The organism is Deltaproteobacteria bacterium RIFCSPHIGHO2_02_FULL_44_16, from assembly GCA_001798185.1.
Taxonomy (GTDB): domain Bacteria; phylum UBA10199; class UBA10199; order 2-02-FULL-44-16; family 2-02-FULL-44-16; genus 2-02-FULL-44-16.
In genome coordinates this window covers 57,500-83,463 of the sequence record MGRM01000011.1, presented here as the reverse complement: position 1 = coordinate 83,463, position 25,964 = coordinate 57,500, and the positions used below count along the sequence as shown (strand labels likewise).

The following is a 25,964-nucleotide window of genomic DNA, read 5'->3' as shown; positions in this document are numbered from 1 at the left end:
CCACATGCCACTTTTGACCACACACCAAGTCAGTAAACGGTACGATGAAGGGAGAGCTGCTGTTGGAGTTCTCAAAGAGATCAATTTTTCGCTCGCAGAGCGTGAGTGTGTCGGCATTTTTGGAGTTTCGGGAGCTGGAAAATCGACCTTTCTTCATCTGCTTGGGGGGCTCGATACCCCGACGTCAGGAAAAGTATTTTTTGAGGGACAAGATCTTTTTTCTCTGAACGATGAAGAGCGGGCTCGGTTTCGAAATACTACCGTCGGTTTTGTGTTTCAGTTCTATCATTTGCTCTCTGAATTTTCCGCTCTTGAGAATGTGATGATTCCTTGTCTTATCGCTGGAAACTCGCGAAGCCAAGCAGAAGAAAAAGCACAAGAGGCGCTTGCCGCTGTTGGACTTACGGATCGTTTTCATCATCGACCAGGGGAACTCTCTGGTGGTGAACAACAACGTGTTGCCATTGCTCGTGCGGTGGTGATGCGTCCACGTGTCATTCTCGCGGATGAACCGACCGGAAATCTCGATGAACAGACAGGGAAGAAAATATGGGATTATCTTCTTCGTCTTGCGCATGAAGGAATGGCGCTCGTCGTCGTTTCGCACAATCAAGAGCTGCTTCGATCGCTCCCGCGCCATCTTGAACTCAAAGAGGGATCGCTTCATGAGGCCACCTTATGAAGCTGCGCTTTTTCATATTCTTTTTTTGGCTCTTTCTTTTACTGCCGTCTCTCTCTTTTGCAGAATTTGAAGTGATTAAAGACATTTCATTTGACGGAAACATTCGAACTCCGGAAGAAACCATTCTCAATACGATTGGCACCAAAGAGGGATATCCATTCGATTCCGAACGACTTCGAAAAGATATTCAAGAGCTCTATAAACTCGGTCAGTTTAGCGATGTTCAAGTGGAACGTTTTATCGTTCCTGCTGGCGTTCGACTCGTTTATCATTTTGTCGAGAATCCACTGATTACCAAAGTTGTCTTTACGGGAAATCGTAAAATAAATGATAAAAATCTCGAAGAGGAAATGGTGGTGCGAACGTATCGCCCTCTCAATGAACACGATGTTGCTAAAACCATTGAGAAGATACGGCAGAAGTACGCGAATAAAGGATATTATCTTGCCCACGTCGATTATCGTTTAGAAGAAATTGGGGTGAATGAAACCAAACTTGTTTTTGAGATTATGGAGAATCAAGGCATTGCTGTTCGGAAAGTTCAATTTATCGGCAACAAAGTTTTTAGCGACGATCAGCTTCGTGCTGTGATGCGTACAAAAAAGAAGGGAGTTCTCTCTTTTTTAACAAAGTCGGGGAAATACGAAGAAGAACAGCTCCGAACGGACAAACTTTTTCTCACGTATCATTATTTGAATCATGGATATCTCAACGTAAAAGTTTCGCCTCCAAAAGTGACCATCTCAAAAGACAAGCGTTACATTTTTGTCTCTTTTCAAATCCAAGAAGGGGAGCAGTATCATGTTGGAGAAGTGGATATCGAAGGTGATATTTTGACGACAAAACAGGAACTCCTGAGTATTCTCAAAACGAAACCGAAAAATATTTATAGTCAACGCAAACTCGAAGAAGATATTCTGACCCTGACCGAACGTTATGGGGATGAGGGATATGCGTTTGCGAATATTGTTCCGAGAACTCTTCCCCATGATGAAACTTTGACGGCAGATATTCATTTTGAAATTGAAAAAGGAAATCGCATTACCATCGAAAAAATTCATATTTTTGGAAATACGACAACACGAGATAAAGTGGTTCGTCGTGAGCTAAGAGTTTTGGAGAATGATCGTTATAGTGAGCGCAATCTTCGGGAGAGCCGCCGTCGACTCATGCAGCTCGGACTTTTTGAAGAAGTGAACTTTGCAACTCCTCGAGGAAGCCGTGATGATACCGTCATTCTCAATGTTACGGTCAAAGAACGGAAGACCGGCCAGTTTAATATTCAAGCGGGTTTCTCTTCACTCGAAAGTTTTATTTTTGGTTTAACGATGAGAAAAGAAAATTTCTTTGGATATGGCATGAGTGGTGAGTTGGGAGCTGAGTTTTCAAAACGTCGTCAATTTTTTACGCTCTCTTTCCGCGATCCTTATTTTCTCGATACGAAATGGTCAGCGGGATTTTCCGCGTATCGCACTGCCTATCTCTTTAATGATTTTCGTCGAACCTCCACAGGTGGAACGCTTTCACTCGGACATCCATTTTTTGAACGCTGGTCATTTGATACCACCTATCGTCTTGAAGATGTCGGGGTCTCAAGTTTCAGTATCGCTGTGCCTCAGTTTTTTCGACAAAATGCAGGTGGACTCACCTCGGCTTTTGCTTTTGCGGTCGATCGCGATACGCGTGACAATCGTTTAATTCCCACGAAAGGGACCTATAATGTTGCCTCTTTTGAAGTTTCGGGGGCAAAGCTTGGTGGGGACAATGATTATTTCCGCACAAATTATCGTTCACTTTGGTATCAGCCTGTCTGGAAGGGAATTGTTTTTAAGACTTTTGGACGCATTGGCCATATTAAAAGTTTGAATGATTCTCCGGTTCCTTTGTTCGAGCGATTTTTCACGGGAGGGCCAAATTCTTTGAGAGGATTTTTCCCGAACTCGCTCGGTCCAAAACTTCGGATTCCTGCGGGACCTTCTGGAGATGATATCGATTTTGTTTTCGGCGGAGATAAACTTCTTCTCTTTACAGCAGAGATCGAAGTGCCGCTCATTAAAGTTGCCGGCATTTCTGCCGTCACTTTTTACGACACAGGAAATGCTTTTGCCGAAGAGGAAAGTTATTCTTTAGATTCTTTGCGCCATAACTATGGTTTTGGACTTCGTTGGAACTCTCCGATCGGCCCGCTGCGATTTGAGTGGGGTATCCCGATCAATCCCAAAACAGGCGAAGACGATCTTGTCTTCAACTTCGCCATCGGACACTTCTTTTAGAGCGTGCTTGAAAGCCTGTGTGTCATTGCGAGGAGTAGAACGACGAAGCAATCTCCTGCCTATAGTGTTTTCGGGAGATCGCCACGCCCTTCGGGCTCGCGATGACATACTTTGTAAACAGATCCCAGAAACCTCTTGATATAACCCGTTGGTTTTATTATTGAATTAAAGCTTAACCTATGATGAAGGAGGAAAGCATGAAACGGAGTATTTTTTATGTCGCTCTTTGCACACTTCTTTTAAGTGTCAATGTCGATGCGGCGGATAAAAAGGAAGAAGCAAAAAGTGCGGATTCAACTGTCAAAGTTGCCTATGTCGATTTGAATCGCGCTTTAAATGAAGTGGAAGAGGGGAAAAAAGCAAAAGCACAGCTTGAAGGAGAAGGAAACGCGCTTCGGAAAAAAATTGAACTCAAACAAAAAGAGATTCAACAAGAAAAAGAAAATCTCGATAAACAACGACCCATTCTTTCTGCAGAAGCTTCTCGAGAGAAAGAGATGAAACTCCAGCAGGCTTTTATGGAACTTCAAAAAATGGGGGCTGAATCAGAAAAAACATTTGCCGAAAAAGAGGGAAGTTATATCAAGCCGATTGGCGAAAAATTAAAAAAAATTATTCTCAAACTTGGTCAAGAACGTGGTTACGCTGTTATTCTTCCGAAAGAGATGATTTTATATGCTCCTGAGGGGAATGATTTAACGAATGAAGTCATTCGTATTTACAATACCACAAAATAATCCATGACTCTTGATGCGAAACTGATTGAACTTCTTGCTTGTCCAGAATGTAAACAACCAGTCACCGCAGTCGAAGGTGGCCGCGCGCTGTTGTGCGAACGATGTCAGTTGAAATTTCCTGTTCTCAATGATGTCCCTGTTATGATTGTCCAAGAAGCAGAGAATCTTCGAGTGAAAAGTCGAGAAGTGACGACTTTTTACAATGAGGACACTGCGCTGACGTTTCGCGTGCTTCACGGTCCTGATATGGGTCGAACGTTTGAAGTGCAGAGAAAAAGTTGTCGAGCTCTTGGGAGAGGAGAAGAGACTTCAGATCGCACCAGCATTCTCTCTCTTGGTCTTAATCTTTCGATTGATGAGCGAACAAAGTCTCTCATCATGGCGTATGTTCAACGACAATTTCAATCTGCGCATGAATATGATGAAGATGAGATCGAAAAAGTGGAACGGATTGGCGCTTTTCATCGCGCCTCAGATGTTGTTTTTTCTGATGCAGCGCTTTCGCGACTTCATGCCATGATTTTTGCGGACAAAAGTGGAGCGGTGGGGATTCTTGATCTCGTCAGCAAAAATGGAACGTATGTGAATGGTCAAGAAGTTGAATCACGACTTCTCAAAAAAGGAGATGTCATTGAGCTCGGTGAAACAAAAATTGTTTTAGAAAAAAGTAAATAAACAATGAATCTCGCCCTTCGACAGGCTCAGGGTGAGCGTAGAAATTAAGGCTATTCATCCTGAGCTTGTCGAAGGATGAATGGTTGTATTGTTTAGGAGTGAAACGATGAAATCCATGACAGGTTTTGGAATTGCTGAAGGCATTGTTGGAAAAGGACGCCTTTTTGTTGAAGTGAAGTCGGTGAATCATCGTTACTGTGAAATTTTTCTGAAACTTCCGAATAAAATGGGAAGTATTGAAGGGCATGTGCGGAGAGTGCTCCAGAAAAAGTTTTTGCGCGGCAAAGTTGAAATTTTTATGAGGGAAAAAATGCCTCTCTTTGGCGGGGTTGAACTTAAAATTGATGCGCAACTCGCTCAAAGTTACCATAAGGCTTTTCAACAACTCGAACGTTCCCTGGGTGAAAAAGGAAATCATTTTTTTCTCGATTATATGAATGCTGACCGTTTTATCACTGCGACTGAGCGAGAAGGTTCATATGAAACCTATTGGAAACAGATCCAGCAATTGGTGACGCAAGCTGCAAACCATGTGGATCGCATGCGCATGAATGAAGGAAAACACTTGCGGAGTGATCAACAAAAACGACTGAAACTTTTTGAAAAATTAGTGAAACAGATCGAACGTCGTTCTTTGAACGCCGTGGGGAAACATGCTCAGCGCATTAAGCAACGTATGGAAGCGAATGGTTCTTCGATTGATACCGTAAGATTGCATACCGAGGCGACGCTTCTCGGTGGTCGTCAGGATATTGCCGAAGAAGTCACTCGTCTCATGAGCCATTTGAAGCAATATGGAAAACTTTTTTCCGAAAGTGGCGCTGTGGGGAGAAAACTTGATTTTCTTTTGCAGGAAATGAATCGAGAGATTAACACGATCGGCGCCAAAGCAGCAGATATAGAGATTTCGCGACTTGTGGTCGATTGCAAAGCTGAACTTGAAAGACTTCGAGAACAAGTGCAAAATATTGAATAAACCTTTATGAAAAAAGGCCGCCTTATTGTTATCTCTGCTCCTTCTGGCACCGGAAAATCAACGGTTGTTCGAAAACTCTGCGAGCGAATGCCAGAGCTAGAACATTCTATCTCTTCTACCACACGTTCCAAGCGCCCCGGAGAAGTACAAGGAGTCCATTACGACTTTATTTCCGACGCGGAATTTCAAAAAAGAAAAAACGCGGGTTATTTTCTCGAATGCGCGCAGGTTCATGGAGCTTCCTATGGAACTCCGAAAAATGAAATTGAGAAGATGTTAGCTCAAGGGAAAAATATTCTTATGGATATTGATGTCCAAGGTGGAATGCAGGTTAAAAAAAATGTCCCTGATGCGATCATGATTTTTTTGCTTCCGCCGAATATGAACGTTTTAGAAGAACGACTTCGTCGTCGGGGAACTGATCGCGAAGAAGATGTGAAGACGAGACTCGAAAATGCAAACGAAGAGCTTTCGTATCAAGATCGTTATGAGCACTGTTTCGTGAATGATGATCTTGAAAAAACACTTTCGGCGCTCCAAATGGTATTAAAGAAATATGCTCATTCGAATTCATAATATTTTAGAGGCTCTCTCAGCCTATAATCCAGGCGCTGATCTGGATATCATTCGTCGCGCGTACGTGTTTGCGGCAAAATCACATCAAGGCCAACTACGCCGCTCGGGAGAAGCTTATCTCACGCATCCTTTAGCGGTCGCAGGACTTTTGACGGAGATGAGAATGGATGTTCCCTCTCTTGTTGCGGCCCTTCTGCATGATACGGTGGAAGATACCGTTGCCACCCTTGAAGAGATTGAACGTGATTTTGGAAGTGAAGTTCGTGATTTGGTAGACGGAGTGACCAAATTATCCAAAATCAAGTTTAGCACCAACGAAGAAAAGCAGGCGGAAAATTTCCGAAAAATGATCATGGCCATGGCAAAGGATATTCGTGTCATTATGATCAAGCTTGCCGATCGCCTTCATAATATGCGTACGCTCGAACATCTTGCGGAAGATCGTCGTCTGGCGATTGCTCAAGAAACAATTGATGTTTATGCTCCGATTGCCAACAGACTCGGTATCCAACATATCAAAGTTGAGCTTGAAGATTTGTGTCTCAAATATCTGAAGCCGGATGTCTATAATCTTATCGATAGTCGAATTCGAAAATTACATGAACAGCGAAAAAAACAGATTGAAGAGATTCGCAAAGTTGTTTCGGAAAAGCTTCAAGGCCACAATGTCGAAAGCACGATTTCAGGGCGGCTCAAGCATTACTATAGTATTCATCGAAAAATGGAGGCGCAACATATTCCGTTTGATCAGGTTTATGATCTCATCGCTTTTCGCGTGATGGTCGACACTTTGCAGCAATGCTATGAAGCGCTCGGAGTGATTCACTCGGTGTGGCGTCCGGTGCCAGGGCGTTTTAAAGACTATATCGCCATGCCCAAGGGGAATAATTATCAATCGCTTCATACGACGGTGATTGGGCCCGAGGGTATACGAGTCGAATTTCAAATCCGCACTCGTGATATGCATAATATTGCAGAACACGGAATTGCTGCTCACTGGAAATATAAAGAAGGAAGATTGATCGACGATAAAGATGAAATTAAATTTAAGTGGGTGCGAAGACTTTTAGAATGGCAGCGCGAACTTTCAGATCCCACTGAATTTTTGGATACCGTGAAACTCGATCTCTTTGCGGATGATGTTTATGTATTTACTCCTCATGGGGATTTGAAAGAATTTCCACGAGGTTCAACGCCAGTTGATTTTGCGTACGCTGTTCATACCGATGTGGGGCACTCGTGTGTTGGAGCAAAAGTAAACGGAAAAATCGTTCCTCTTCGCTATCACCTTCGCAGCGGAGACAGTCTTGAGATTGTGACGCAGAAGCAAAAGCGTCCCAATAAAGATTGGCTCAATTTTGTTGTGACCAGTAGAGCCAAAGCAAAGATCCGGCAATTTTTACGAAGTGAAGAGCATGGACAGAGCGAAGCCATTGGCCGCGAGTTATTAGAAAAAGCCGCGAGTCGATATGGTCTCAGTGTGAATGATTTACTCAAAAATCCCGTGATTGAGAAGTTCGCTCGCGATGCTTCCTATGATGGTGCGATCGCTCTTCTTCCGCCCATTGCTTATGGAAAAATTTCTGCGCAACAAATTGTAAATCTTGTGGTTGAAGAAAAAGAATCACAACAATCAAAACCTGAAAATGTTTTAGAGAAAATTGTTCGTAAACTTGGTCGATCCTCAAAAAGTCCAGTGAGAGTAGGGGGCATGGGAAACATGCTTGTCAATTTTGGAAAATGTTGTAATCCGATTGCTGGGGATCCCATTGTCGGTTATGTGACGCGCGGCCGCGGCGTTTCGATTCACGTCGTGGATTGTCCTCGCGTGATTGGGATCGATCCTGATCGCCGCGTGGATGTGGAATGGGAGACCAAAACTGATATTGCGCGTATTGCGCGTATTCGTGTCGTGTGTGTGAATCGTCCAGGTCTTCTGGCAGGGATGACCGAGTCCATTACTTCCGAAGGAGCGAATATTGCTGCAGCGTCGATTAAGACGAATGAAGATCAGACAGCATCGAATATTTTTGAAGTCGAAATTCAAAACGTATCGCAATTACGCAAAATTATGAAATCGCTCGAGAGAGTGAAGGGAGTTATTTCAGTGGAGAGAGTGAGAAACTAAAATTAAGCAGCCTTCGTAACTAAGCCAGAACGAAGACAACGTGTACAAACAATGGTGCGTCGTACCTCACCTGTTTTGAGTTGAATGCGGACACGTTGCAAATTAGGAACAGAAACTTTACGAGTTTTGTTATTGGCGTGTGAAACAATGTGTCCAAAGAGTGGACCTTTCTGACACACATGACATAAACGAGACATAATCACCTCTTGCGACAAAACAAAAAGAGATGAGCACGTAGCATGAGCTTTCAGCTCGTGCAAGGGGTTTTCCCCAAGAGTGTGACGCCTCAGGAGTTTTCATCATGCGTGCAAAAGGGAATGAAGGGGAAGAGCTTGCTGCTAACACCTTAAAACAAAAGGGGTTTTCAGTGCTTGAGCGCAACGTGCGTTTTTCCGTCGGTGAGATCGACATCATTGCTCAGAAAGGGACGTCGCTTTACTTTTTCGAAGTTAAATTTCGGGGACAACATGCTTTAGCCGGTGCGATTGAAGTGATCACGCATCATCAAATGAAACGAATTCGCCGCGCAGCATCGCTGTATTTAATGAAGTATGAAAAGAAAAAGGGCGAAATCCCAATGGCTTTTTTGGGAGTTGTCGCTATTGATGGACAGGGAAATGTTGAAATTATAGAGGATGCTTTCGAATAACGTATGCAAAAGAATATTCTTCATCACATTCGAAAAACAGTAGAACACCAAAGTTCTTCTCCTTGTTTTCATTTTAAACGAGCGGGAAGATGGGAAGCCATGTCGTGGCATGAGATGTGGTCAGCGGTGATGGAGTCCGCCAAGGGGCTCGTTGCTTATGGATTGTGTCCCGGAGAACCGGTTGCTCTTTTTGCGGCGACGTCCGTGGAGTGGACGCTCGCTGATCTCGCCATTCTCGCTGCGGGGGGGATCACGGTTCCGCTCTATCCCTCACTCGTTGACGAAACGATTTCTTACATTCTGAAAGATGCATCTCCCCGCTTTCTTTTTGTGGATGATGAACACAAATATCAAAAGTTGATTGCGCTTGGCATTGATTCCACGAAAATTCTCCAGTTTTCTGCTTTTGAAAAAATCAGAACGTGGGGAAAAGCTCTTTCAGACGATACCATTTACCTTCGCATTGATCAGCTCGCTTCTGAGGTTCCTGCAAGTTACATCTACACGAGTGGGACAACGGGAAAACCAAAAGGCGTCGTGATTACCCACGGAAATATCGTCGCAGAAGTCGAAGCAGCGCAATCTGTTTTTCATTTCCCTTCGAGTCATATCGGATTAGTGGTTCTTCCCTTAGCTCATGTGTTGGCGCGCGTGATTCAATTTTTTCAACTGGCTAGCGGGTGTCAAGCTGCTTATGCCGAGAATATTGAAAAACTCGCGGAAAATTATCGAGAGGTTCGTCCTCATTTTATCGTCGGTGTTCCGCGCATGCTGGAAAAAATGCACGAACGGATCATCGCTTCAGTTGAAAAACTTTCGTCGCGCAAACAACGACTTTTTGCGTGGGCGCTCAAGATAGGAGAGGAATATTCTGAGAAAAAAAGAACGCGCGCTACGCTTTCTTGGTCGCTCAAGTTTTTCCACGTCATGGCTACGTTTCTTGTTTTTGGCCCTCTTCGTCAACGAATGGGAGGAAGGCTCTCTCTTTTTATTTCTGGTGGAGCGCCTCTTTCAAAATCGATCGCCCGTTTTTTCTATAGCGTTGGACTTTTAGTTCTCGAGGGATATGGCTTAACAGAAACATTTGGCGCAATTACGGTGAATCGTCCTGATGACTATCATTTTGGAACTGTTGGCAAAGCGCTTCCGGGAGTGTGGATTCGATGGGCTTCTGATGGCGAGCTTTTAGTGAAAGGTCCAATGGTCTTTCGCGAATATCTTCATCAACCTGAAGAGACGAAAGCAGCTTTTGATGACGAGGGATGGTTGAAAACCGGAGATATTGGCGAATATTCGAAAGATGGTTTTTTACGCATTACCGATCGCAAGAAAAATATCATTGTGACTTCAGGAGGAAAAAATATTGCTCCTCAGCCGATTGAAGAAATGCTTTTGCGGTCTCCTTTTATTGATCATGTGATGCTTGTCGGCGATGCGCGAAAATATCTCATTGCCGTTCTTTCGGTTCAACATGAAGCGCTCATGCGATATTTTCAGGAAAAAGGGGAGAGTTGGAGTGGAAAGGTCGATGCAAAAGTTGAGGCTCTGATTGCGGAAGTGATTGCGTCCGTCAATGCGAAGTTATCGAGTTATGAAACGATCAAACGATTTTTGATTGTGGAGGGGAGCTTTACGATTGAGGGAGGAGATCTGACGCCAACCCTCAAGCTCAAGCGTGATACGATTTATCGAAAATATCAGCCTCAAATTGAAGCGCTGTATAAGAGTTCATGAATATACGTTTGTCATTCCCGCATGGAGTAAGCGGGAATCTCATGAGATCCCCGCCTGCGCGGGGATGACAACATTCATTTTGCATGTGTTCTAAATAATCTTGCACTCATCTCTATGATTTTGTAGAAAACGATTTCTTGCAGAGAGGAATTTTATGACATCATCACCAGGCACCAGCGGTTTAGCTCCAAACATTGCCAGTCTTGTTTGTTATATTTGTTTGCCTCTTACGAGCATTATTTTTCTCATCATCGAAAAGGAAAATAAAGAGGTTCGCTTTCATGCGTGGCAGGGAACGGCGTTTGGTGTTGCCTACTTTATTTTGCTTGTTGGGTTACAAATCCTGGCGGCGCTTTTTGGAGCGATTGCAAGTGTTCTCGGTATCCTCATCGGATTTTTTGTCCCACTCCTTGGCTTGGGCGCTTTTATTTTGTGGATCGTGTGTATGATCAAAGCCTATCAGGGCGAACAATGGAAAATTCCGGTCATCGGTGACTTCGCCGCCAAAAAAGCTGGAATCTAAAGCTCCAGAATCAGATTTTGATCGTGTCTCAGCTTTGGGCATTCTTTTTGGTATCCCTCTTCTTTTTCTGATCGCCTTTGTTTATCCACTCTTTCCTCATGAGTTTACGTCATTGCGATTTTGTGCATTTTGGCATTTTTTTCATGTCGACTGTCCTGGCTGCGGTCTGATTCGAGCCTTTATGGCGTTAACGCAAGGAGATCTGCGAGCAAGTATCAATGCTCATCCTTTGGGAATGGTCATTGCTCTTTTTTTGGTTCTTCTTTTTCTGCGCACTGCGGTTTCAGTCTGGAAAGGGAAAAAACTTCCGCCTCTTTTTAGTGATCGACTTCGTCTGTTTCTGGTGTGGTGCTTTCTTCTGTCACTGCTGGGATTATGGGCAATGAAGTTGTACCGTTCTCTTTTTCTTTAAGAAGGGCGATCATGCGGTCAAGCGCTTGGCGGTAGAGCTTTTTCTTTTCGGAAAGCAGATGCGCTTGTTTATAGTATTCTTTTGCCCGTTCATACGCTCCCAGAAATTCAGAAGTGGCGCCCAGATTATAGAGCACCGTATGATTCTCAGGATTTTTTAAAAGGGCTTGATCCCATGCGTAAATAGCAGCTCCCCATTCTCCCTCTTTTGCATAACGAAGACCTTCAGCGGTTGCTGGTGTTCGAAGAAGACCGATTTCCTGTTCTAAAACATGCGGAGTCAGAAATTCCACTACTTTTTCCGCCATACTTTCTGTGACACGTGCCATCATCTGTTCATCGTTGGGGAGCATTTCTTCCGGAACAGCAGAAGAGGTCTCTTGGATCATGAGTCGTTCACCGGTTAATCGTTTTTCCTGCTGCAATGAGACGACATTGATTTGGAGGACGAGAGACGCGCGTTTTTCTTGAATCTCTTCTTCGCCGACCGAACGAAGTTCGATTCGTGCAAGATCAATTTCTCCACTGACGAGTGCGTCTATATTCTCTTTCGCTCCTTGTTCGTACCAAAATTTTTTGATCGCAAGAGGAGTAGGGCGACGAAGCATCGGTTTTGGAATTTTTTTGACAATGAAATGCCCATTCTCAGTAAGCTTCTCTTCAATCGCCATTTGAAGTTGTGCGCTGAGGAGATCGGTCTCCTCGCCAAAGGAGTAAAATTGAGTAATGGCGATGGAAGTGAGATCAGCAATTTCAGGATGAGTCGGGACCAAGCGCGTCCCTTGAATAGTGGACATGGTTTGGCACGACATCAAAAAAAGAAGGATTCCCATCGCCCCATATCGAATCCGCATTTCCCTTGCTTGCCAAAGGTAGATCTTGCAAGCAAGTGTAAAATGGAGCGAACTTTACATCTGATGTCGCATTTGCCATGGTTTGTCATTCTGAGCAGAGCGAAGAATCTCATGTGATCACTGGAGATCCTTCACTGCGCTCAGGATGACAACAAAATAGTGAGGAATCTCTATGACCATCGATATCGAACAGTTGCTCAGTCAAAAATTATCAGCAAAACAAGAACGTGCATCCGCACTCAAAGCAAAAGCGGTGTTTCGTTTAACGGGTGAGAGCGAAGGGACTTGGAGCATTGACTGTACGCAGTCGCCGCCAAAAGTGACGGTAGGAGAAATCGAAGGGTCCACTGTAAAAATTTCGCTTGATCGTACTGTTTTTGAACAGATGGCGTCAGGAGAGTTGAGTCCTCAGCAAGCGTTTTTAAGTGGCAAAGTCAAAGTAGAAGGGAATCTTGGATTGTCTCTCAAACTCGGTGAACTGTTGCTTTCATGAAAATTGCGGTTGCACAAATTAATTCCACGATCGGAGATTTTGAAGGGAATACCAAAAAAATTCTCGATCGTCTCGCGTGGGCAGAAAAAGCTGAGGCTGATCTCCTTCTCTTTCCTGAACTTGCTGTCTGTGGTTATCCTCCTCAAGATCTTCTCTTTCATCCCTCTTTTATCGATCGGTGTACGCAAGCGGTACGAGACATTTCCGAAAAGACATCTTCGACAGCAGTTGTTCTGGGATATCCTTCGGTCAACACAACCTCCTCTGGCCGTGCATTTTTTAATGCGGCGGGATTTTTTGCCGAAGGGAAAATGCTTTGCGAACATCAGAAAGCGCTTCTGCCGAACTATGATGTCTTCGATGAAAAACGCTATTTTGAACCTGGTACTTCGTTTCTTCCCTGTGAATGGAAAGGGAAAAAACTCGGTCTCTCCATTTGCGAAGATATGTGGAGCTCCTATACCTTGCAGGGGAAAAAACTCTATCGTTTGGATCCGCTCCAGGAACTTGTCAATGCAGGTGCGGATATTATCTTAAATCTTTCTGCTTCACCGTATAGTCTTGAAAAAATCGAAGTTCGACATTCTCTTTTATCTCAAACCGCAAAGCGACTTTCGCGTCCGATCTTTTTTTGTAATCTCGTGGGTGGTAATGACTCCTTAATTTTTGATGGCAATAGTCTTGTGGTGAACGCACAAGGAGAGATTGTTCATGAAGGGCAGCGGTTTGTGGAAGATAATTTCCTTTTTGATTTAAAAACAGATGCTCGTTCTGTGCGACTACCTGAAATTTCGCCAGCCGAAGAAATGCGCAAGGCGCTTGTGCTTGGACTTCGCGATTATGTTCACAAGTGTGGTTTTTCTCATGTGGTGATCGGTTTGTCAGGCGGGATTGATTCCGCCGTTGTCGCAGCGCTTGCTGTTGAAGCGCTCGGATCAGAACATGTGACCGGTATTTTGATGCCTTCGCCGTATACTTTGCAGCAGAGTATGGATGACGCTCAAGCATTGGCCAACTTACTTTCCATAAAAACTGAAGTTCATCCGATCAATGCTATTTATGATGCGTATCGCAACGAGATCAGCTCTTCGAAAGAGATTACAGTTGTCGAAGAAAATTTACAGGCCCGCATTCGCGGCAATATTCTGATGGCTTTTTCAAATCGTACCGGGGCGATGGTTCTCTCAACCGGAAATAAATCTGAACTTTCAGTCGGCTATTGCACGCTCTATGGTGATATGGCGGGCGGTTTGTCGGTGATCGCAGATGTTCCCAAAACGTTTGTGTATAAAATTGCGCGCGTGATGAATGATGAACATCCTGTGATTCCTCCCGCGATTCTTGAACGTCCTCCGTCCGCGGAGTTAAAACCAGATCAGAAAGATGAAGATGTTCTTCCGCCGTACGACATTTTAGATCAGATTCTCAAAGCCTATATCGAAGAGCAAAAAAGTATTCCGGAAATTGTGCGCATGGGATTTGATGCGCGGATCGTGACCGATGTTGCGCGGCGTGTGGATCGCAATGAATATAAGCGACGGCAAGCTGCACCAGGCCTGAAAGTCACCTCAAAAGCTTTTGGCACTGGACGTCGTATGCCGATTGCATGGAAGTCATGACTTAGACTCTGGACCAAACTGTCGAGGATTTTCTCGCAGGGGGCCTTTGACTGAGGCGCGTCGATGCAAGTATGAAAGATCGCGCCGATGGAAACAGAAGACGCGAGGAGCGTAACCGCAGCGTCTGTACCCCGAGAGAAAATGCGATGGCAGTTTGGTGAAATAAACAATGACAGGGATACTTTACATCGTCGCTACGCCACTTGGTAATCTTGAAGACATGACGTTTCGTGCTGTGCGTGTCCTAAAAGAAGTTGATCTGATTGCTGCTGAAGACACACGACACACGCAGAAGCTTCTCAATCATTTTGGGATTCAAACTCCGCTTACAAGTTATTTTCAAGGAAACGAAAGAGAAAAACTCGAAAAAATTATTCATCAACTTGAGTTGGGAAAAAATGTTGCACTTGTTTCTGATGCCGGTACTCCTTGCATTTCTGATCCTGGTTTTCCGTTACTGCGTGATGCAGTTACCAAGGGAATTCACGTAATTCCGATTCCAGGTCCGAGTGCTGTGATCGCTGCTCTTTCTGCTGCAGGGCTCCCGACCGATCGTTTCACCTTTGTCGGTTTTCTTCCCGATAAACCGGGAAAGCGAAAGAACGCACTTGAAGAACTGAAATTACTGAATCACACGCTCGTCATTTATCTCTCTCCTTGGAAAGCACAGAAAACACTCGTCGATGCGCTTGAAGTGCTCGGCGATCGTAACGTTGTGCTTTGTCGGGAGCTAACCAAAATCTACGAAGAATTTCTTCGTGGTTCTTTATCTTCACTCATAAAAGTTTACGAAGAAAAACCCCCGAAAGGGGAGATGGTGTTGATTGTGGGATATGAAAATTTGTAAATATCCATCTCGCAACAAAGGATCCAAACGCCAGCGCATTAACATGATCGTGCTTCATGCGACGGTTATTGATCTTCCGCAAACACTGCAAAAACTTTGTGATCCGCAATCACATGTTTCAGCACATTATGTGATTTCAAAATCTGGCGATGTTTATGAACTCGTTGAACCGCAATATATCGCATGGCATGCAGGTCAGTCGCAGTGGTTAGGTGAAGCAGATGTGAATCAATTCTCGATTGGAATCGAACTTGTAAATCTTAACGATGGCATTGATTCTTATCCTGATGTTCAGATGCGCGCATTACAATCACTCTGCCAAAATTTTATGCAATGTTATTCAATCCCACACGATCGCATTGTCGGACACTACGAAGTTTCTCCAGACCGGAAGAATGATCCGATGGGATTTGATCTGCACGCATTTCGAGCTGCTTTAAGGAAATAAAAAAGCTAGCAAGAAAATCTTGTTATCGCTTCTTGACAAGTGAACGAGACTCATGACGAATGTGAATCTTGCTGCGCCAAAGCGAGAAAAAATGGAAACGAAGATTGCTCTTTTTAAGGGAAGTCAAATTCGAAAGACGCTGTATGAGAATGAGTGGTGGTTTTCAGTAGTGGATGTTTGTGGTGCGCTGACTGAGAGTCCAGATCCAGGTGCCTATTGGAGAAAGCTCAAGCAGAGGCTCATCGAGGAAGGAAGTGAAGTCGTGACATTTTGTCACGGGTTGAAATTGCAAGCACCTGATGGAAAAATGAGAGAAACTGACTGCGCTCATACAGAACGTATCTTTCGCATCATTCAATCAATCCCATCTCCAAAAGCAGAACCCTTTAAACGTTGGCTTGCGAAAGTTGGATATGAACGTGTGCAGGAAATTGAGAATCCGGAATTGGCTACAAAGAGGACTCGAGTTCTTTACAAGGCAAAAGGTTATCCTGATGACTGGATCGAAAAGCGAATGCGCGGGATCGCCATTCGTGAAGAGCTAACAGATGAGTGGAAAAATCGTGGCGCTCAGGAACAAAAAGATTACGAAATTCTTACCGCAGAAATCTCCAAAGCCACGTTTGGTGTGACGCCCAATGAATACAAAAATCTCAAAGGACTCAAGCGCGAAAATTTGCGCGATCACATGGATGATTTTGAGTTGATCTTCACAATGTTAGGCGAACGGTCAACGACCGAAATTCACCGAAACGAAGATTCAAAAGGTGTCTCGAAATTAAAAAGTGATGCCAAAGCTGGCGGTGCCATCGCAGGCGGAGCGAGAAAACAGCTGGAAAAACGTCTTGAACGATCCATCGTTTCAAAACAAAATTATTTACCTATGTCGAAAAGAAAGACATTAAGTGTTCGTGCAAAGATGAAATGAATAAATCAGCCGATTAAAACCATTTTGTTGACGTCAACAAAATGGATGCTGGAGGTTTGAAATGGCCAATAATATAGAAACAATTTTTACTCATGATTCAGGAAAACTTGGAATTGATGAAAAGAGTCAACTTTATTGGAACGACAAGCTCGTTGTTACTAAAGGAATGCTAACGCTGCAATGGTGGGTTAGTCTTGCCGTGATTATTAGTGCGGTATCAACTCTTTTTTTGGCTGTTATGTCAGGTTTGGCATATTGGAAACCAAATTCTTCAAATTCTGACGAATGTCTGAATAAGAATAGTCAAATTATGGAGCAACCTGTCGTGCAACAAATGCCTGTGGCCACGGAGAACATAATAAAAAAATGATTGTCCAACTACTTGATATCTTTTTGATCATCCTGTTTTATATAATATATGTCGGCTTTCTTTTTGCAGGTATCGTTGCAGGCATAACTGTATTACAGGTAAATGAACATCAACCGTTTAAAAACTTTGGTTGGATTCCAGAAAAACTATGGCCTCATATTATGAAAATTGGTTGTTTCGATTTTTTTCTTCTGCTCAATTTTGGGGCATACACCCTTCTGAAGCCTTTAGCTAAAATGCTTCCAATTGATTTAGGGTACTCTGGGTATTGGGACGAGTATTTGACTCTTGGTGAATTCTTACGAAATTTACTTATGCTTCTTTCAATTGTTGGATCACTGGCTATCATTGACATGATAGTGCAGCACTACAAAACCTCTGTGATCGCCTCGGGAAAAAATAAGGGCGACCGCCGGTCGCCCTTATAACATCAATATTTCAAATTTTATTTCGTCTCTTTAAACTCGACGTCGACGTGATCCAGTCCTTGACAAGTAAACGAAGCTTGTGTGGAGATGGACCTTGCTGCGCCTAAAGCGAGGAAAAATGAAAAAGGAATTGGTGGTGAGGCTTCATGCGGCTTTCGAACAATATGCGCATGCTGAAAGTGAGGTGGAGTATTGGTTGGCGAGAGATTTACAAATACTTCTCGGTTATGAAAGATGGGAAAATTTTTTTAATGTGATCGAAAAGGCAAAAATTTCCTGTCAAAATTCAAAACAAGCTGTAGAAGACCATTTTCGTGACGTCACGAAAATGGTTAGTATTGGTTCTGGTGTTCCACGAGATATAGGTGATATTAAGCTGACTCGCTATGCCTGTTACCTCATAGCCCAAAATGGTGATCCGCGAAAAAACGAAATTGCTTTTGCTCAGACCTATTTTGCAGTTCAAACACGTAAGCAAGAAATTATTGAACAGCGCTTGGCGGAAGTTGAGAGAATCCAAGCTCGCGAAAAACTGAATAGTTCTGAAAAGCAACTTTCCGGTGTTCTTTTCGAACGAGGGGTAGACAGTCAAGGGTTTGCGAGAATTCGAAGCAAAGGTGATCAAGCTCTCTTTGGTGGTCATACGACGCATATGATGAAAACAAAATTGGGTATTCCGGAGAAGCGACCGCTTGCTGATTTTTTGCCGACAATCACGATCAAGGCGAAAGATTTTGCAAATGAAATTACCAATTTCAATGTTGTTCGGGATGACCTTCGTTCTGAGCCGACTATTACTCATGAGCATATTAAAAATAACTCTGATGTCCGTAAACTTTTAACCAAGCGAAATATTCAACCCGAAAACCTTCTAGCTGCTGAAGATATCAAGAAGATCGAACGAAAAGTGAGTTCTGAGAATAAACGGTTATCGAAGAAAGCGAAAAGATTGAAGGGGTAAATCGAAGATGTCGAATTCAACTGATGATCCCATGAGGTTCTATCACATTAATCGAAGATCTTTTTGGAACAAGCAATTTAAGTTTTACAAACAGGGAGAGATAATTGTTACAAGTGAGGAGCTTAATCCTTTCTATAGCAGATTACATAATGAAGATTTTAGAGTTACGGGACCCTCATACTCATTAAGTCAGATAGAATATTTAACTGTTTTGCAGAGTCCTTCCAATCTAAGTACAAGCGATATTAGTGCATATGCCGCTACATGTCAGAAATGTGTTTTGCATAATTTCAAACTAATTCGTGAAACATGTTTTGAATCTATTCGCTCAACATGCTATTCAGATCGGCCATCTAGACTAAGGTGTCTTTGGTTTTCAGGTAGTCCAGAAGATGCGACAGTTTGGGAAGGGAAGTTGTCTGAGAGAAATTCTTATCAATTATTGGAAGTTGAAATCGTAAATGGAAAACTACTCAGGACAGATGAGTCGTGGTTAAATTATCAAGGGCAGTCTTTAAAAATTTTAGAAGAATTAGCGCACAAATATTGGCAAGGAGTTTCAATGGGTCATGGAACAAATGAGATACTATATGAGGGGTCAGTTAAAATTGTATCTATAATAAAAGAGTTGAATAGTAATTGACGAGTCAAAGCTTCTCGTTGGTAATCGTTAATAAACAAAGTGGCGACCGGTGGTCGCCCTTTTTGTTTAAAGTTTATTCTTCGACAAGTTCAGGATGACCTAAAGGTCACTTCGTCTCTTCGAATTCTGCATCGACGACATTGTCGTCTTTCTTCGGCTGCGCCGTTTCGGCATTTTCACTCCCTGGCTGAGCAGTGCCGTTTCCTTGTTGTTGCTGTTGAGCAGAAGAAGCTTTGTACATTTCTTCTGCTAATTTGTGCGAGGCTTGGGTTAACTGTTCCATGCTCGATTTCATGGCAGCTGCATCGTTTTTGCTCACCGCATCTTTCGCTGCTTGGAGCGCCTCTTCCACACGCTTCACGTCATCAGGATTCAGCTTGCTCTTATGTTCATTGAGAGTTTTTTCGGTATTATAAATAAGAGCATCAGTTTGATTTTTGACTTCAATCTCTTCACGTCGCTTCTTGTCTTCAGCTTCGTGTCCTTTGGCTTCCTTCACTAATCGCTCGACTTCATCCTTTGGGAGACCAGACGATGCCGTGATCGTAATCTTTTGTTCTTTGCTCGTTGCCAGATCTTTCGCGGAAACATGTGCAATGCCGTTTGCATCAATATCAAACGTGACTTCAACTTGAGGAACACCGCGCGGTGCAGACGGAATTCCATCGAGATGAAATCGTCCGAGAGTTCGATTGTCCGCAGACATCTCGCGCTCACCTTGGAGGACATGCACGTCGACGGTGGTTTGATTATCCGCAGCCGTTGAAAAGACCTGACTCTTTTTCGTCGGAATCGTGGTGTTGCGTTCAATGAGTTTTGTCATCACACCACCCAGGGTTTCGATGCCGAGTGAGAGTGGTGTCACGTCAAGGAGAAGCATGTCTTTCACATCACCTGAAAGCACACCGGCCTGAACTGCAGCGCCAGCGGCCACGACTTCATCAGGATTCACTCCCTTGTGTGGTTCTTTGCCGAAAAGATTTTTGACGAGCTCTTGAATTTTCGGAATACGCGTTGAACCACCCACGAGAACGACTTCGTCGATGTCGGATGGTTTCTTCCCAGCATCGTGCAAAGCTTTCTTGCAGGGTTCGAGAGTTTTCTGAAGCAAATCATCAACAAGCGCTTCGAATTTCGCGCGTGTGAGTTTCAAGGTCATGTGCTTTGGGCCTGAAGCATCAGCAGTCAAGAAGGGGAGGTTGACCTCGGTCTCCATCACCGAAGAGAGTTCGATCTTTGCTTTTTCTGCAGCCTCTTTCAAACGTTGTAACACCATCTTGTCTTTGCTGACATCAATGCCCTGATCTTTTTTGAACTCACTGATAAGATATTCCATCAATCGCTGATCGATATTGTCTCCGCCAAGATGTGTGTCGCCGTTTGTTGAAACGACTTCAACGACATTCTCTCCGACTTCGAGAACGGAAATATCAAATGTTCCTCCACCGAAATCGAAGACAGCAATGAGTTCATCCTTTTTCTTATCAAGACCGTAGGCAAGCGCTGCAGCAGTCGGTTCATTGACAATGCGTTTGACATCGAGACCTGCAATTTTTCCAGCATCTTTGGTTGCCTGTCGCTGACTATCATTAAAATAGGCGGGAACCGTAATGACCGCTTCCGTCACGGTTTCCCCCAGATAAGCTTCAGCAGCTTTTTTGAGTTTGCGCAAAATATGAGCCGAAATTTCAGGAGGAGAAAAAGTTTTTCCATCAATGTCCACAACAGCATCACCATTGGGAGCTTCCGCTACTTTGTACGGAACCATTTTTATTTCTTCATCAACTTCTTTTCTCTTTCGTCCCATGAAACGCTTAATAGAGTAAATGGTTCGCTCAGGATTGGTAATGGCCTGTCGTTTGGCGACTTGACCGACTAAAATATCGCTGTTTTTAAAGGCAACCACTGAAGGAGTGATACGACTTCCCTCTTCGTTGGTGATGATTTTGGGATCGCCACCTTCCATCACCGCAACAACTGAATTTGTGGTTCCTAAATCGATCCCGATCATTTTCCCCATGTCATCCTCCTGATGATAAATATTCTTAAGTATTGACGAGGGCTTATATGAGGATTCATCTTCCAAGAGTCAATGCTTATGTCTAACTCCTTGACTTTCCTCAGCATACCATTCATTTGAGGACAATGACAAAACGGGATTACTATGAAATTTTAGGGGTTTCGCGTACTGCAGACGCGATTCAGATCAAAAAAGCCTATCGTCAACTGGCCCTTCAATATCATCCAGATCGCAATCGAGATGATCACAAAGCTGAGGACCGATTTAAAGAGGCTTCAGAAGCTTACGAAGTTTTATCGGATGCGCATAAGCGTCAACTTTACGATCAGTTTGGTCATCAAGGACTTCATGGTGCCGGCTTTCAAGGATTTTCAGGTGTGGACGATGTTTTTTCTTCTTTTGGCGATCTCTTTGAAGAATTTTTTGGCGGTTTTGGTCCTCGTTCACGCGGAAGAAGCTCTGCACAGCAAGGAAGCGATCTTCAGCAAGAAATTACCATTTCATTTCACGAATCAGCTCGGGGAACAGAACGTGAAATTACTTTTACCAATCAAGTCCTATGCGATGTTTGTGAAGGAAATGGCGCAGCCCCTGGAACGAACCGCCTTCCCTGTATCGCCTGTGGTGGGAGTGGACAGATAACGCAACGACAAGGTTTTTTTGTTCTTCAAACCACATGTCCTCATTGTCGTGGCGCAGGGAGTCGCATTGAAAAACCATGCGATGAATGTCGCGGAGCAGGCCGTGTTCGAAAAAAGAAAAAATTAAATGTAAAAATTCCACCTGGTATCGAAGACGGAATGCGTCTCGTGCTTCGAGGTGAAGGAGAAGCGGGAGTCAGCGGTGGTCCTTCAGGTGATCTCTATGTGCTCGTGCATGTGCGGACGGATCAATTTTTCAAACGCAAAGGAAACGATATTTATGGCGAGCTTTCTATTTCATTTCCTCTGGCAGCTTTAGGGGGAGAAGTGAAAGTCAAAACACTTGAAGGAGAAAAAACAATTTCCATTTCTCCCGGCACTGAAACAGGGGATGAAGTTCGTATTCCAAAAGAAGGATTTCAAAGTGTGAATGGTCATGGTAAAGGAGATCATATTGTGATCTTTCGTGTGACAACACCGAAAAAGTTGAGTGGGAAACAGAAAAAATTGCTGGAACAATTACGAGAGGAACTCCCATGAGGGCTATCGTCCATTTCTTATTTGTTATCGTTGCATTTATTTCCTTGTCAGCTGAAGCTGCTGCGTCTTATCGCTCTGAGCTTCGCAAGGCAACCAAAACGGGTCGCCTTTATAGCGTGGATAATTTTGAAGCAAAACTTATTTGGGATGCAACATTTGTAACTGATCATTATCGTCGTGCTCGTGCCAAAGAGCATATTCGATTGTTAAAACTCTCGCCTCTTGAAGCAGCACGCTATTTTGCAGAAGAGGAAACCAAGCAGCAAGAAGAGACTGAAGTTATTGTCAGTCTTTATTCGCGCAAAGATTACGAACATTTTTCATCAGATGCCGAAACTTTTTGGCATATTGTTTTAGAAACGGACGAAGGTCAGAAGTTGAGTCCTCTTGAAGTCGCAGAATTTCCTGTCAGTCCTTATCAGAAAAAACTTTATCCGCATGTCAACCGTTGGTCCAATGTCTATCGCGTTATTTTCCCCAAAGGTCAGATGAACGAAAAAGTAAAAATTATGTTGTGGAGTGTGGTGGGGGAGTCAACTTTGCAATGGCGACATCCGTAAAATCGTATCTTTTTTGAAGTCATCATTCTTTGCTGGATAATCGATATTATAATGAAGGCCGCGGCTCTCTTTGCGAGCGAGAGCGCTTTGGATAATAAGATCAGCCACAAGTGCGAGATTGCGAAGTTCAATAAGATTGTTCGTGATCGTAAAATTCCAATAATAGTCCCGAATCTCTTCTTGCAAAATATCGATGCGACGTTTTGCGCGGAGGAGACGCTTGTCAGATCGTACGATGCCGACATAGTTCCACATGAGGCGTCGAATTTCATCCCAGTTTTGTGAGATGACGACCTCTTCATCACTATCATTTGTTCCTGTTGTATCCCATGGTGGAATTGTAGGGACACACGGTTGTGGACCCCTACGCATGTTCTCACACGCGTGTTTCGCAGCGCGCGCGCCAAAGACCATTCCTTCGAGAAGTCCGTTTGATGCGAGTCGATTTGCTCCATGAAGTCCAGTGCAGGCGACTTCTCCACAGGCAAAGAGATGTTGAAGCGTTGTCTTTCCATATTGATCCGTAAGCACGCCACCGCAAAAATAGTGCGCAGCAGGAACAACAGGAATTGGTTCTTTTGTCATATCGATTCCAAATGCGCGACATTTTTCCGAGAGCATGGGAAACCGTTCGCGAATCCAATCTGCCGGTTTATGCGAAATATCGAGAAGCACATAATCATCGCCTGTTTTTTTGAGCTCTGCATCGATCGCTCGAGCGACAATGTCGCGTGTGGCGAGTTCTGCGCGATCATCATAGCGTTTCATAAACTGCTCGCCTGATTTGAGTCGAAGTTTTCCACCTTCGCCGCGCACGGCTTCTGAGATCAAAAAGGATTTTGCAAAGGGATGGTAGAGACAGGTCGGATGAAATTGGATGAACTCCAAATTTGCAACACTTGCTCCTGCACGATAGGCCATGGCAATGCCGTCGCCAGAGGAGATATCGGGGTTCGACGTGTAGAGATAAACTTTTCCAGCCCCGCCGGTCGCAAGAATGGTCGTTGCTGCTTGAAAAACATCGACCTCATCAGTTTCAATATTCAAAATATAAGCGCCAAGGCAGCGTGGCGTTCCGGCAATTTTTAATTTTGTCGTGGTCATCAAATCAATTGCCGCATGATGTTCAAAAAAGGAGATGCGCGGATGAGTTTTTGCTCTTTCGAGAAGAGCGCGTTGAATTTCTTTTCCACTGGCATCATCGGTGTGAAGAATACGGGGATAACTATGTCCACCTTCCCGCGTCAGATGAAAATTTCCTTTCGAAATTTCTGAAAATCGTACTCCCCATTCGACAAGTTTTTCAATTCCCTGCCGTGCTTCTTTCACGACCTCTCGCACGACCTCTTCATGACAGAGTCCACCTCCAGCACGAAGCGTGTCTTGCACGTGATTTTCCAAAGAATCATGGGGGTCAAAAACAGCAGCAATGCCGCCTTGCGCTTGTCGTGTTGTTGTGGTGTCTGCGCCTCGCTTTGCAATCACCGCAACGTTTCCCTGTTCTGCAGCAATGAGAGCATAAGTCAGTCCAGCGATGCCACTTCCGATAACGAGATGATCGTAGGTCTGTTGCATGGGAGGAGTTCTACAATCGTTTTGACAACGACACAATATCCATTTACACACGCCGCATGAGTGGATCTGTTTTAAATGTTCCAAACATTATTACGATTGCACGTATCGCCATAGTTCCGGTGCTCGTGACGGTCATGACGCTTTTGAACGATGATGTGAGCAGCAAGGCTTCTTTGATTCACAATCAATTTCTCTCTTTTATATCCGCGCTTATTGTCGCGGTGGCGATGGCTTCGGATTGTGTGGATGGTTACTATGCTCGACGTTACGGACAGATCAGTACGTTTGGAAAATTTTTAGATCCTCTTGCCGATAAGCTTTTATTTTTGACAGCGATGATTATGATGGTGGAACTTCATCGTATTCCCGGATGGATTGTGATTGTTTTTCTTTCACGCGAAATGGTGGTGACAGCGCTTCGAGGAGTGGCGGTGGATAGAGGCATTATTATCGCCGCATCAAGCGCTGGAAAATATAAGTCGGCATTTATCAGTTGTGCGACCGTTGGATTGTTACTTCATTATCCTTTTTTTGGTATTCAGTGGCGGCTTCTTGCATGGCTGATGCTTATTCCCGGCTTCATTCTTTCAGTCGCGAGCGGTATCCATTATGCCTGGGAATTTTTTCAAGGCCTTCGTAAGCAGAAGCTCGGTTGACAAATTTATAGTGTTGCTAGAGAAGCATTTTTTACTTGTGAGAAGTTCATGAGAAGCGAGAATAACGAGGCATGTTGAGGAGACCGACTGAGGTGTACTCGAATGTACGCCGCAAGGAGCGTTGACGAAACAAACGAAGTTATACGAAGCTTATGATGAACTGACAGATTGCGGGAGTAGCTCAGTGGTAGAGTGTCACGTTGCCAACGTGAATGTCGCGGGTTCAAATCCCGTCTCCCGCTCATGGAAACTATTTTGGTTATCGAAGACGATCACGATATTGCAGAGCTCATTGAACATCACCTCAAGCAAAACCGATTCGATGTCCTTGTTTCAGAGAATGGCACTCAAGGATTAAAGATTGCTCGAAAACAGACACCTCACCTTATTATTCTCGATCTCATGCTTCCGGACATGGGAGGCCTTGAAGTCTGCAGGGAATTAAAAACAACAGAAACGACCAAGTATATTCCCGTGATCATGTTGACGGCAAAAGGAGAAGAGGTCGATCGTATAGTCGGATTTGAAGTCGGGGCTGATGACTATATGACGAAACCCTTTAGTCCGCGCGAGCTTACTCTTCGCGTGAAAGCGATCTTAAGACGAGGAGAACCACAGCAATTAAGTTCAGAAAAAATTCATAAATTTGGATCAATTACACTTGATCCTTCAAAGTTTCAGGTGATGGTTATAAATAAAGAAATTCGGCTGACCTCGATTGAATTTAAACTCCTTCAGTATCTTTTGACGACCAAAGGGCGAGTTGCAACACGAGAGCAACTTCTGGATCATGTGTGGGGTTACGAAGCTGCGCTGACGACGCGAACAGTCGATACGCATATTAAAAGATTGCGAAAGAAATTAGAAGTAGCCGCTGATTATGTTGAGACCATTCGTGGTATTGGATATCGCGTCAAAGAAAAGGTCTAACCTCTTATTTTTTCAAACATTTACTTTGACAAAAAAAATGTTCCTCACTAAGGTCGCGCCACCTTTTCAGCTGGGTCTTTTCAGCTA

At 43.9% G+C, this 25,964-nt stretch carries 27 protein-coding genes and 1 tRNA gene; 24 read left to right on the top strand and 4 right to left on the bottom strand.

Annotated elements, in window-relative coordinates:
- The first annotated feature begins 4 nt into the window (after positions 1-4).
- From A3C46_07465 to A3C46_07435, 7 genes are all read left to right on the top strand, one after another.
- Positions 5-682 (top strand): hypothetical protein, encoded by a 678-nt coding sequence (locus A3C46_07465; GenBank protein OGQ22614.1) that lies wholly within the window; start codon positions 5-7, stop codon positions 680-682.
- On the top strand, positions 679-2,955 hold the full coding sequence (locus tag A3C46_07460) for an outer membrane protein assembly factor BamA (protein OGQ22613.1): 2,277 nt from the start codon (positions 679-681) through the stop codon (positions 2,953-2,955). Before A3C46_07465 ends, A3C46_07460 begins: the two co-directional genes overlap by 4 nt.
- A 197-nt stretch (positions 2,956-3,152) precedes the next feature.
- On the top strand, positions 3,153-3,692 hold the full coding sequence (locus A3C46_07455; GenBank protein OGQ22612.1) for a hypothetical protein: 540 nt from the start codon (positions 3,153-3,155) through the stop codon (positions 3,690-3,692).
- A 3-nt stretch (positions 3,693-3,695) separates the two neighbouring features.
- Positions 3,696-4,367, top strand: a complete 672-nt coding sequence (locus A3C46_07450) for a hypothetical protein (protein ID OGQ22611.1) — start codon at positions 3,696-3,698, stop codon at positions 4,365-4,367.
- A gap of 106 nt (positions 4,368-4,473) precedes the next feature.
- Positions 4,474-5,343, top strand: coding sequence for a YicC family protein (locus tag A3C46_07445; GenBank protein OGQ22610.1), 870 nt, complete (start codon positions 4,474-4,476; stop codon positions 5,341-5,343).
- Positions 5,344-5,349: 6 nt separating this feature from the next.
- Positions 5,350-5,919, top strand: a complete 570-nt coding sequence (locus A3C46_07440) for a guanylate kinase (GenBank protein ID OGQ22609.1) — start codon at positions 5,350-5,352, stop codon at positions 5,917-5,919.
- Positions 5,900-8,047 (top strand): GTP pyrophosphokinase, encoded by a 2,148-nt coding sequence (locus tag A3C46_07435; protein ID OGQ22608.1) that lies wholly within the window; start codon positions 5,900-5,902, stop codon positions 8,045-8,047. The genes A3C46_07440 and A3C46_07435 overlap by 20 nt, the downstream gene beginning before the upstream one ends.
- A gap of 2 nt (positions 8,048-8,049) precedes the next feature.
- Here A3C46_07435 and A3C46_07430 read toward each other — a convergent pair whose 3' ends face one another.
- The gene (locus A3C46_07430; protein ID OGQ22607.1) at positions 8,050-8,244 is read right to left on the bottom strand and encodes a 50S ribosomal protein L28; all 195 of its coding nucleotides are present in this window, start codon (positions 8,242-8,244) and stop codon (positions 8,050-8,052) included.
- 104 nt (positions 8,245-8,348) lie between these two features.
- Here A3C46_07430 and A3C46_07425 point away from each other — a divergent pair, with 104 nt between their 5' ends.
- The 3 genes from A3C46_07425 (at position 8,349) to A3C46_07415 (ending at position 10,953) form a co-directional block, all read left to right on the top strand.
- The gene (locus A3C46_07425) at positions 8,349-8,696 is read left to right on the top strand and encodes a hypothetical protein (GenBank protein ID OGQ22606.1); all 348 of its coding nucleotides are present in this window, start codon (positions 8,349-8,351) and stop codon (positions 8,694-8,696) included.
- Between the two features lie 3 nt (positions 8,697-8,699).
- Entirely contained in the window at positions 8,700-10,430 is a 1,731-nt protein-coding gene (locus A3C46_07420) for a hypothetical protein (protein ID OGQ22605.1), read from the top strand.
- Between the two features lie 154 nt (positions 10,431-10,584).
- Positions 10,585-10,953 carry a hypothetical protein gene (locus tag A3C46_07415; GenBank protein ID OGQ22604.1) on the top strand — a complete coding sequence of 123 codons (369 nt, stop codon included), beginning with the start codon at positions 10,585-10,587 and terminating at the stop codon, positions 10,951-10,953.
- Positions 10,954-11,270: 317 nt separating this feature from the next.
- On the opposite strand, the gene A3C46_07410 is transcribed toward A3C46_07415, so the two are convergent.
- Positions 11,271-12,218, bottom strand: a complete 948-nt coding sequence (locus A3C46_07410; GenBank protein OGQ22603.1) for a hypothetical protein — start codon at positions 12,216-12,218, stop codon at positions 11,271-11,273.
- Positions 12,219-12,390: 172 nt separating this feature from the next.
- On the opposite strand from A3C46_07410, the gene A3C46_07405 reads away from it, so the two are divergent.
- The 9 genes from A3C46_07405 (at position 12,391) to A3C46_07365 (ending at position 18,955) form a co-directional block, all read left to right on the top strand.
- Positions 12,391-12,711 carry a hypothetical protein gene (locus A3C46_07405; protein OGQ22602.1) on the top strand — a complete coding sequence of 107 codons (321 nt, stop codon included), beginning with the start codon at positions 12,391-12,393 and terminating at the stop codon, positions 12,709-12,711.
- A complete protein-coding gene (locus A3C46_07400) occupies positions 12,708-14,330 on the top strand; it encodes an NAD+ synthase (protein ID OGQ22601.1) in 1,623 nt (540 codons plus the stop codon). The genes A3C46_07405 and A3C46_07400 overlap by 4 nt, the downstream gene beginning before the upstream one ends.
- A 169-nt stretch (positions 14,331-14,499) precedes the next feature.
- On the top strand, positions 14,500-15,177 hold the full coding sequence (locus A3C46_07395; GenBank protein OGQ22600.1) for a 16S rRNA (cytidine(1402)-2'-O)-methyltransferase: 678 nt from the start codon (positions 14,500-14,502) through the stop codon (positions 15,175-15,177).
- Positions 15,164-15,625, top strand: coding sequence for a hypothetical protein (locus A3C46_07390; GenBank protein OGQ22599.1), 462 nt, complete (start codon positions 15,164-15,166; stop codon positions 15,623-15,625). Before A3C46_07395 ends, A3C46_07390 begins: the two co-directional genes overlap by 14 nt.
- A gap of 91 nt (positions 15,626-15,716) precedes the next feature.
- Complete coding sequence (locus A3C46_07385; GenBank protein ID OGQ22624.1) at positions 15,717-16,553, top strand: phage antirepressor protein; 837 nt, start codon at positions 15,717-15,719, stop codon at positions 16,551-16,553.
- Positions 16,554-16,614: 61 nt separating this feature from the next.
- Positions 16,615-16,923 (top strand): hypothetical protein, encoded by a 309-nt coding sequence (locus A3C46_07380; protein OGQ22598.1) that lies wholly within the window; start codon positions 16,615-16,617, stop codon positions 16,921-16,923.
- On the top strand, positions 16,920-17,351 hold the full coding sequence (locus A3C46_07375) for a hypothetical protein (GenBank protein ID OGQ22597.1): 432 nt from the start codon (positions 16,920-16,922) through the stop codon (positions 17,349-17,351). Before A3C46_07380 ends, A3C46_07375 begins: the two co-directional genes overlap by 4 nt.
- A gap of 118 nt (positions 17,352-17,469) precedes the next feature.
- On the top strand, positions 17,470-18,312 hold the full coding sequence (locus tag A3C46_07370) for a DNA damage-inducible protein D (protein ID OGQ22596.1): 843 nt from the start codon (positions 17,470-17,472) through the stop codon (positions 18,310-18,312).
- Positions 18,313-18,319: 7 nt separating this feature from the next.
- Entirely contained in the window at positions 18,320-18,955 is a 636-nt protein-coding gene (locus tag A3C46_07365; protein OGQ22595.1) for a hypothetical protein, read from the top strand.
- Positions 18,956-19,061: 106 nt separating this feature from the next.
- On the opposite strand, the gene A3C46_07360 is transcribed toward A3C46_07365, so the two are convergent.
- On the bottom strand, positions 19,062-20,975 hold the full coding sequence (locus tag A3C46_07360) for a molecular chaperone DnaK (GenBank protein ID OGQ22594.1): 1,914 nt from the start codon (positions 20,973-20,975) through the stop codon (positions 19,062-19,064).
- 125 nt (positions 20,976-21,100) lie between these two features.
- On the opposite strand from A3C46_07360, the gene A3C46_07355 reads away from it, so the two are divergent.
- Positions 21,101-22,156 carry a molecular chaperone DnaJ gene (locus tag A3C46_07355; GenBank protein ID OGQ22593.1) on the top strand — a complete coding sequence of 352 codons (1,056 nt, stop codon included), beginning with the start codon at positions 21,101-21,103 and terminating at the stop codon, positions 22,154-22,156.
- Complete coding sequence (locus A3C46_07350; GenBank protein ID OGQ22592.1) at positions 22,153-22,716, top strand: hypothetical protein; 564 nt, start codon at positions 22,153-22,155, stop codon at positions 22,714-22,716. Before A3C46_07355 ends, A3C46_07350 begins: the two co-directional genes overlap by 4 nt.
- Here the strand turns inward: A3C46_07350 and A3C46_07345 are convergent.
- The gene (locus A3C46_07345) at positions 22,690-24,291 is read right to left on the bottom strand and encodes an L-aspartate oxidase (GenBank protein OGQ22591.1); all 1,602 of its coding nucleotides are present in this window, start codon (positions 24,289-24,291) and stop codon (positions 22,690-22,692) included. The two genes, A3C46_07350 and A3C46_07345, sit on opposite strands and share 27 nt — an antisense overlap.
- Positions 24,292-24,347: 56 nt before the next feature.
- Between A3C46_07345 and A3C46_07340 the strand changes: the two genes are divergently transcribed.
- The 3 genes from A3C46_07340 to A3C46_07330 all read left to right on the top strand — a co-directional run bounded on the left by A3C46_07340 (position 24,348) and on the right by A3C46_07330 (position 25,877).
- Entirely contained in the window at positions 24,348-24,947 is a 600-nt protein-coding gene (locus A3C46_07340; GenBank protein ID OGQ22590.1) for a CDP-diacylglycerol--glycerol-3-phosphate 3-phosphatidyltransferase, read from the top strand.
- A 170-nt stretch (positions 24,948-25,117) separates the two neighbouring features.
- Positions 25,118-25,189, top strand: a tRNA-Gly gene (locus A3C46_07335).
- A 1-nt stretch (position 25,190) separates the two neighbouring features.
- Positions 25,191-25,877 carry a DNA-binding response regulator gene (locus tag A3C46_07330; GenBank protein OGQ22589.1) on the top strand — a complete coding sequence of 229 codons (687 nt, stop codon included), beginning with the start codon at positions 25,191-25,193 and terminating at the stop codon, positions 25,875-25,877.
- The last annotated feature ends 87 nt before the right edge of the window (positions 25,878-25,964 follow it).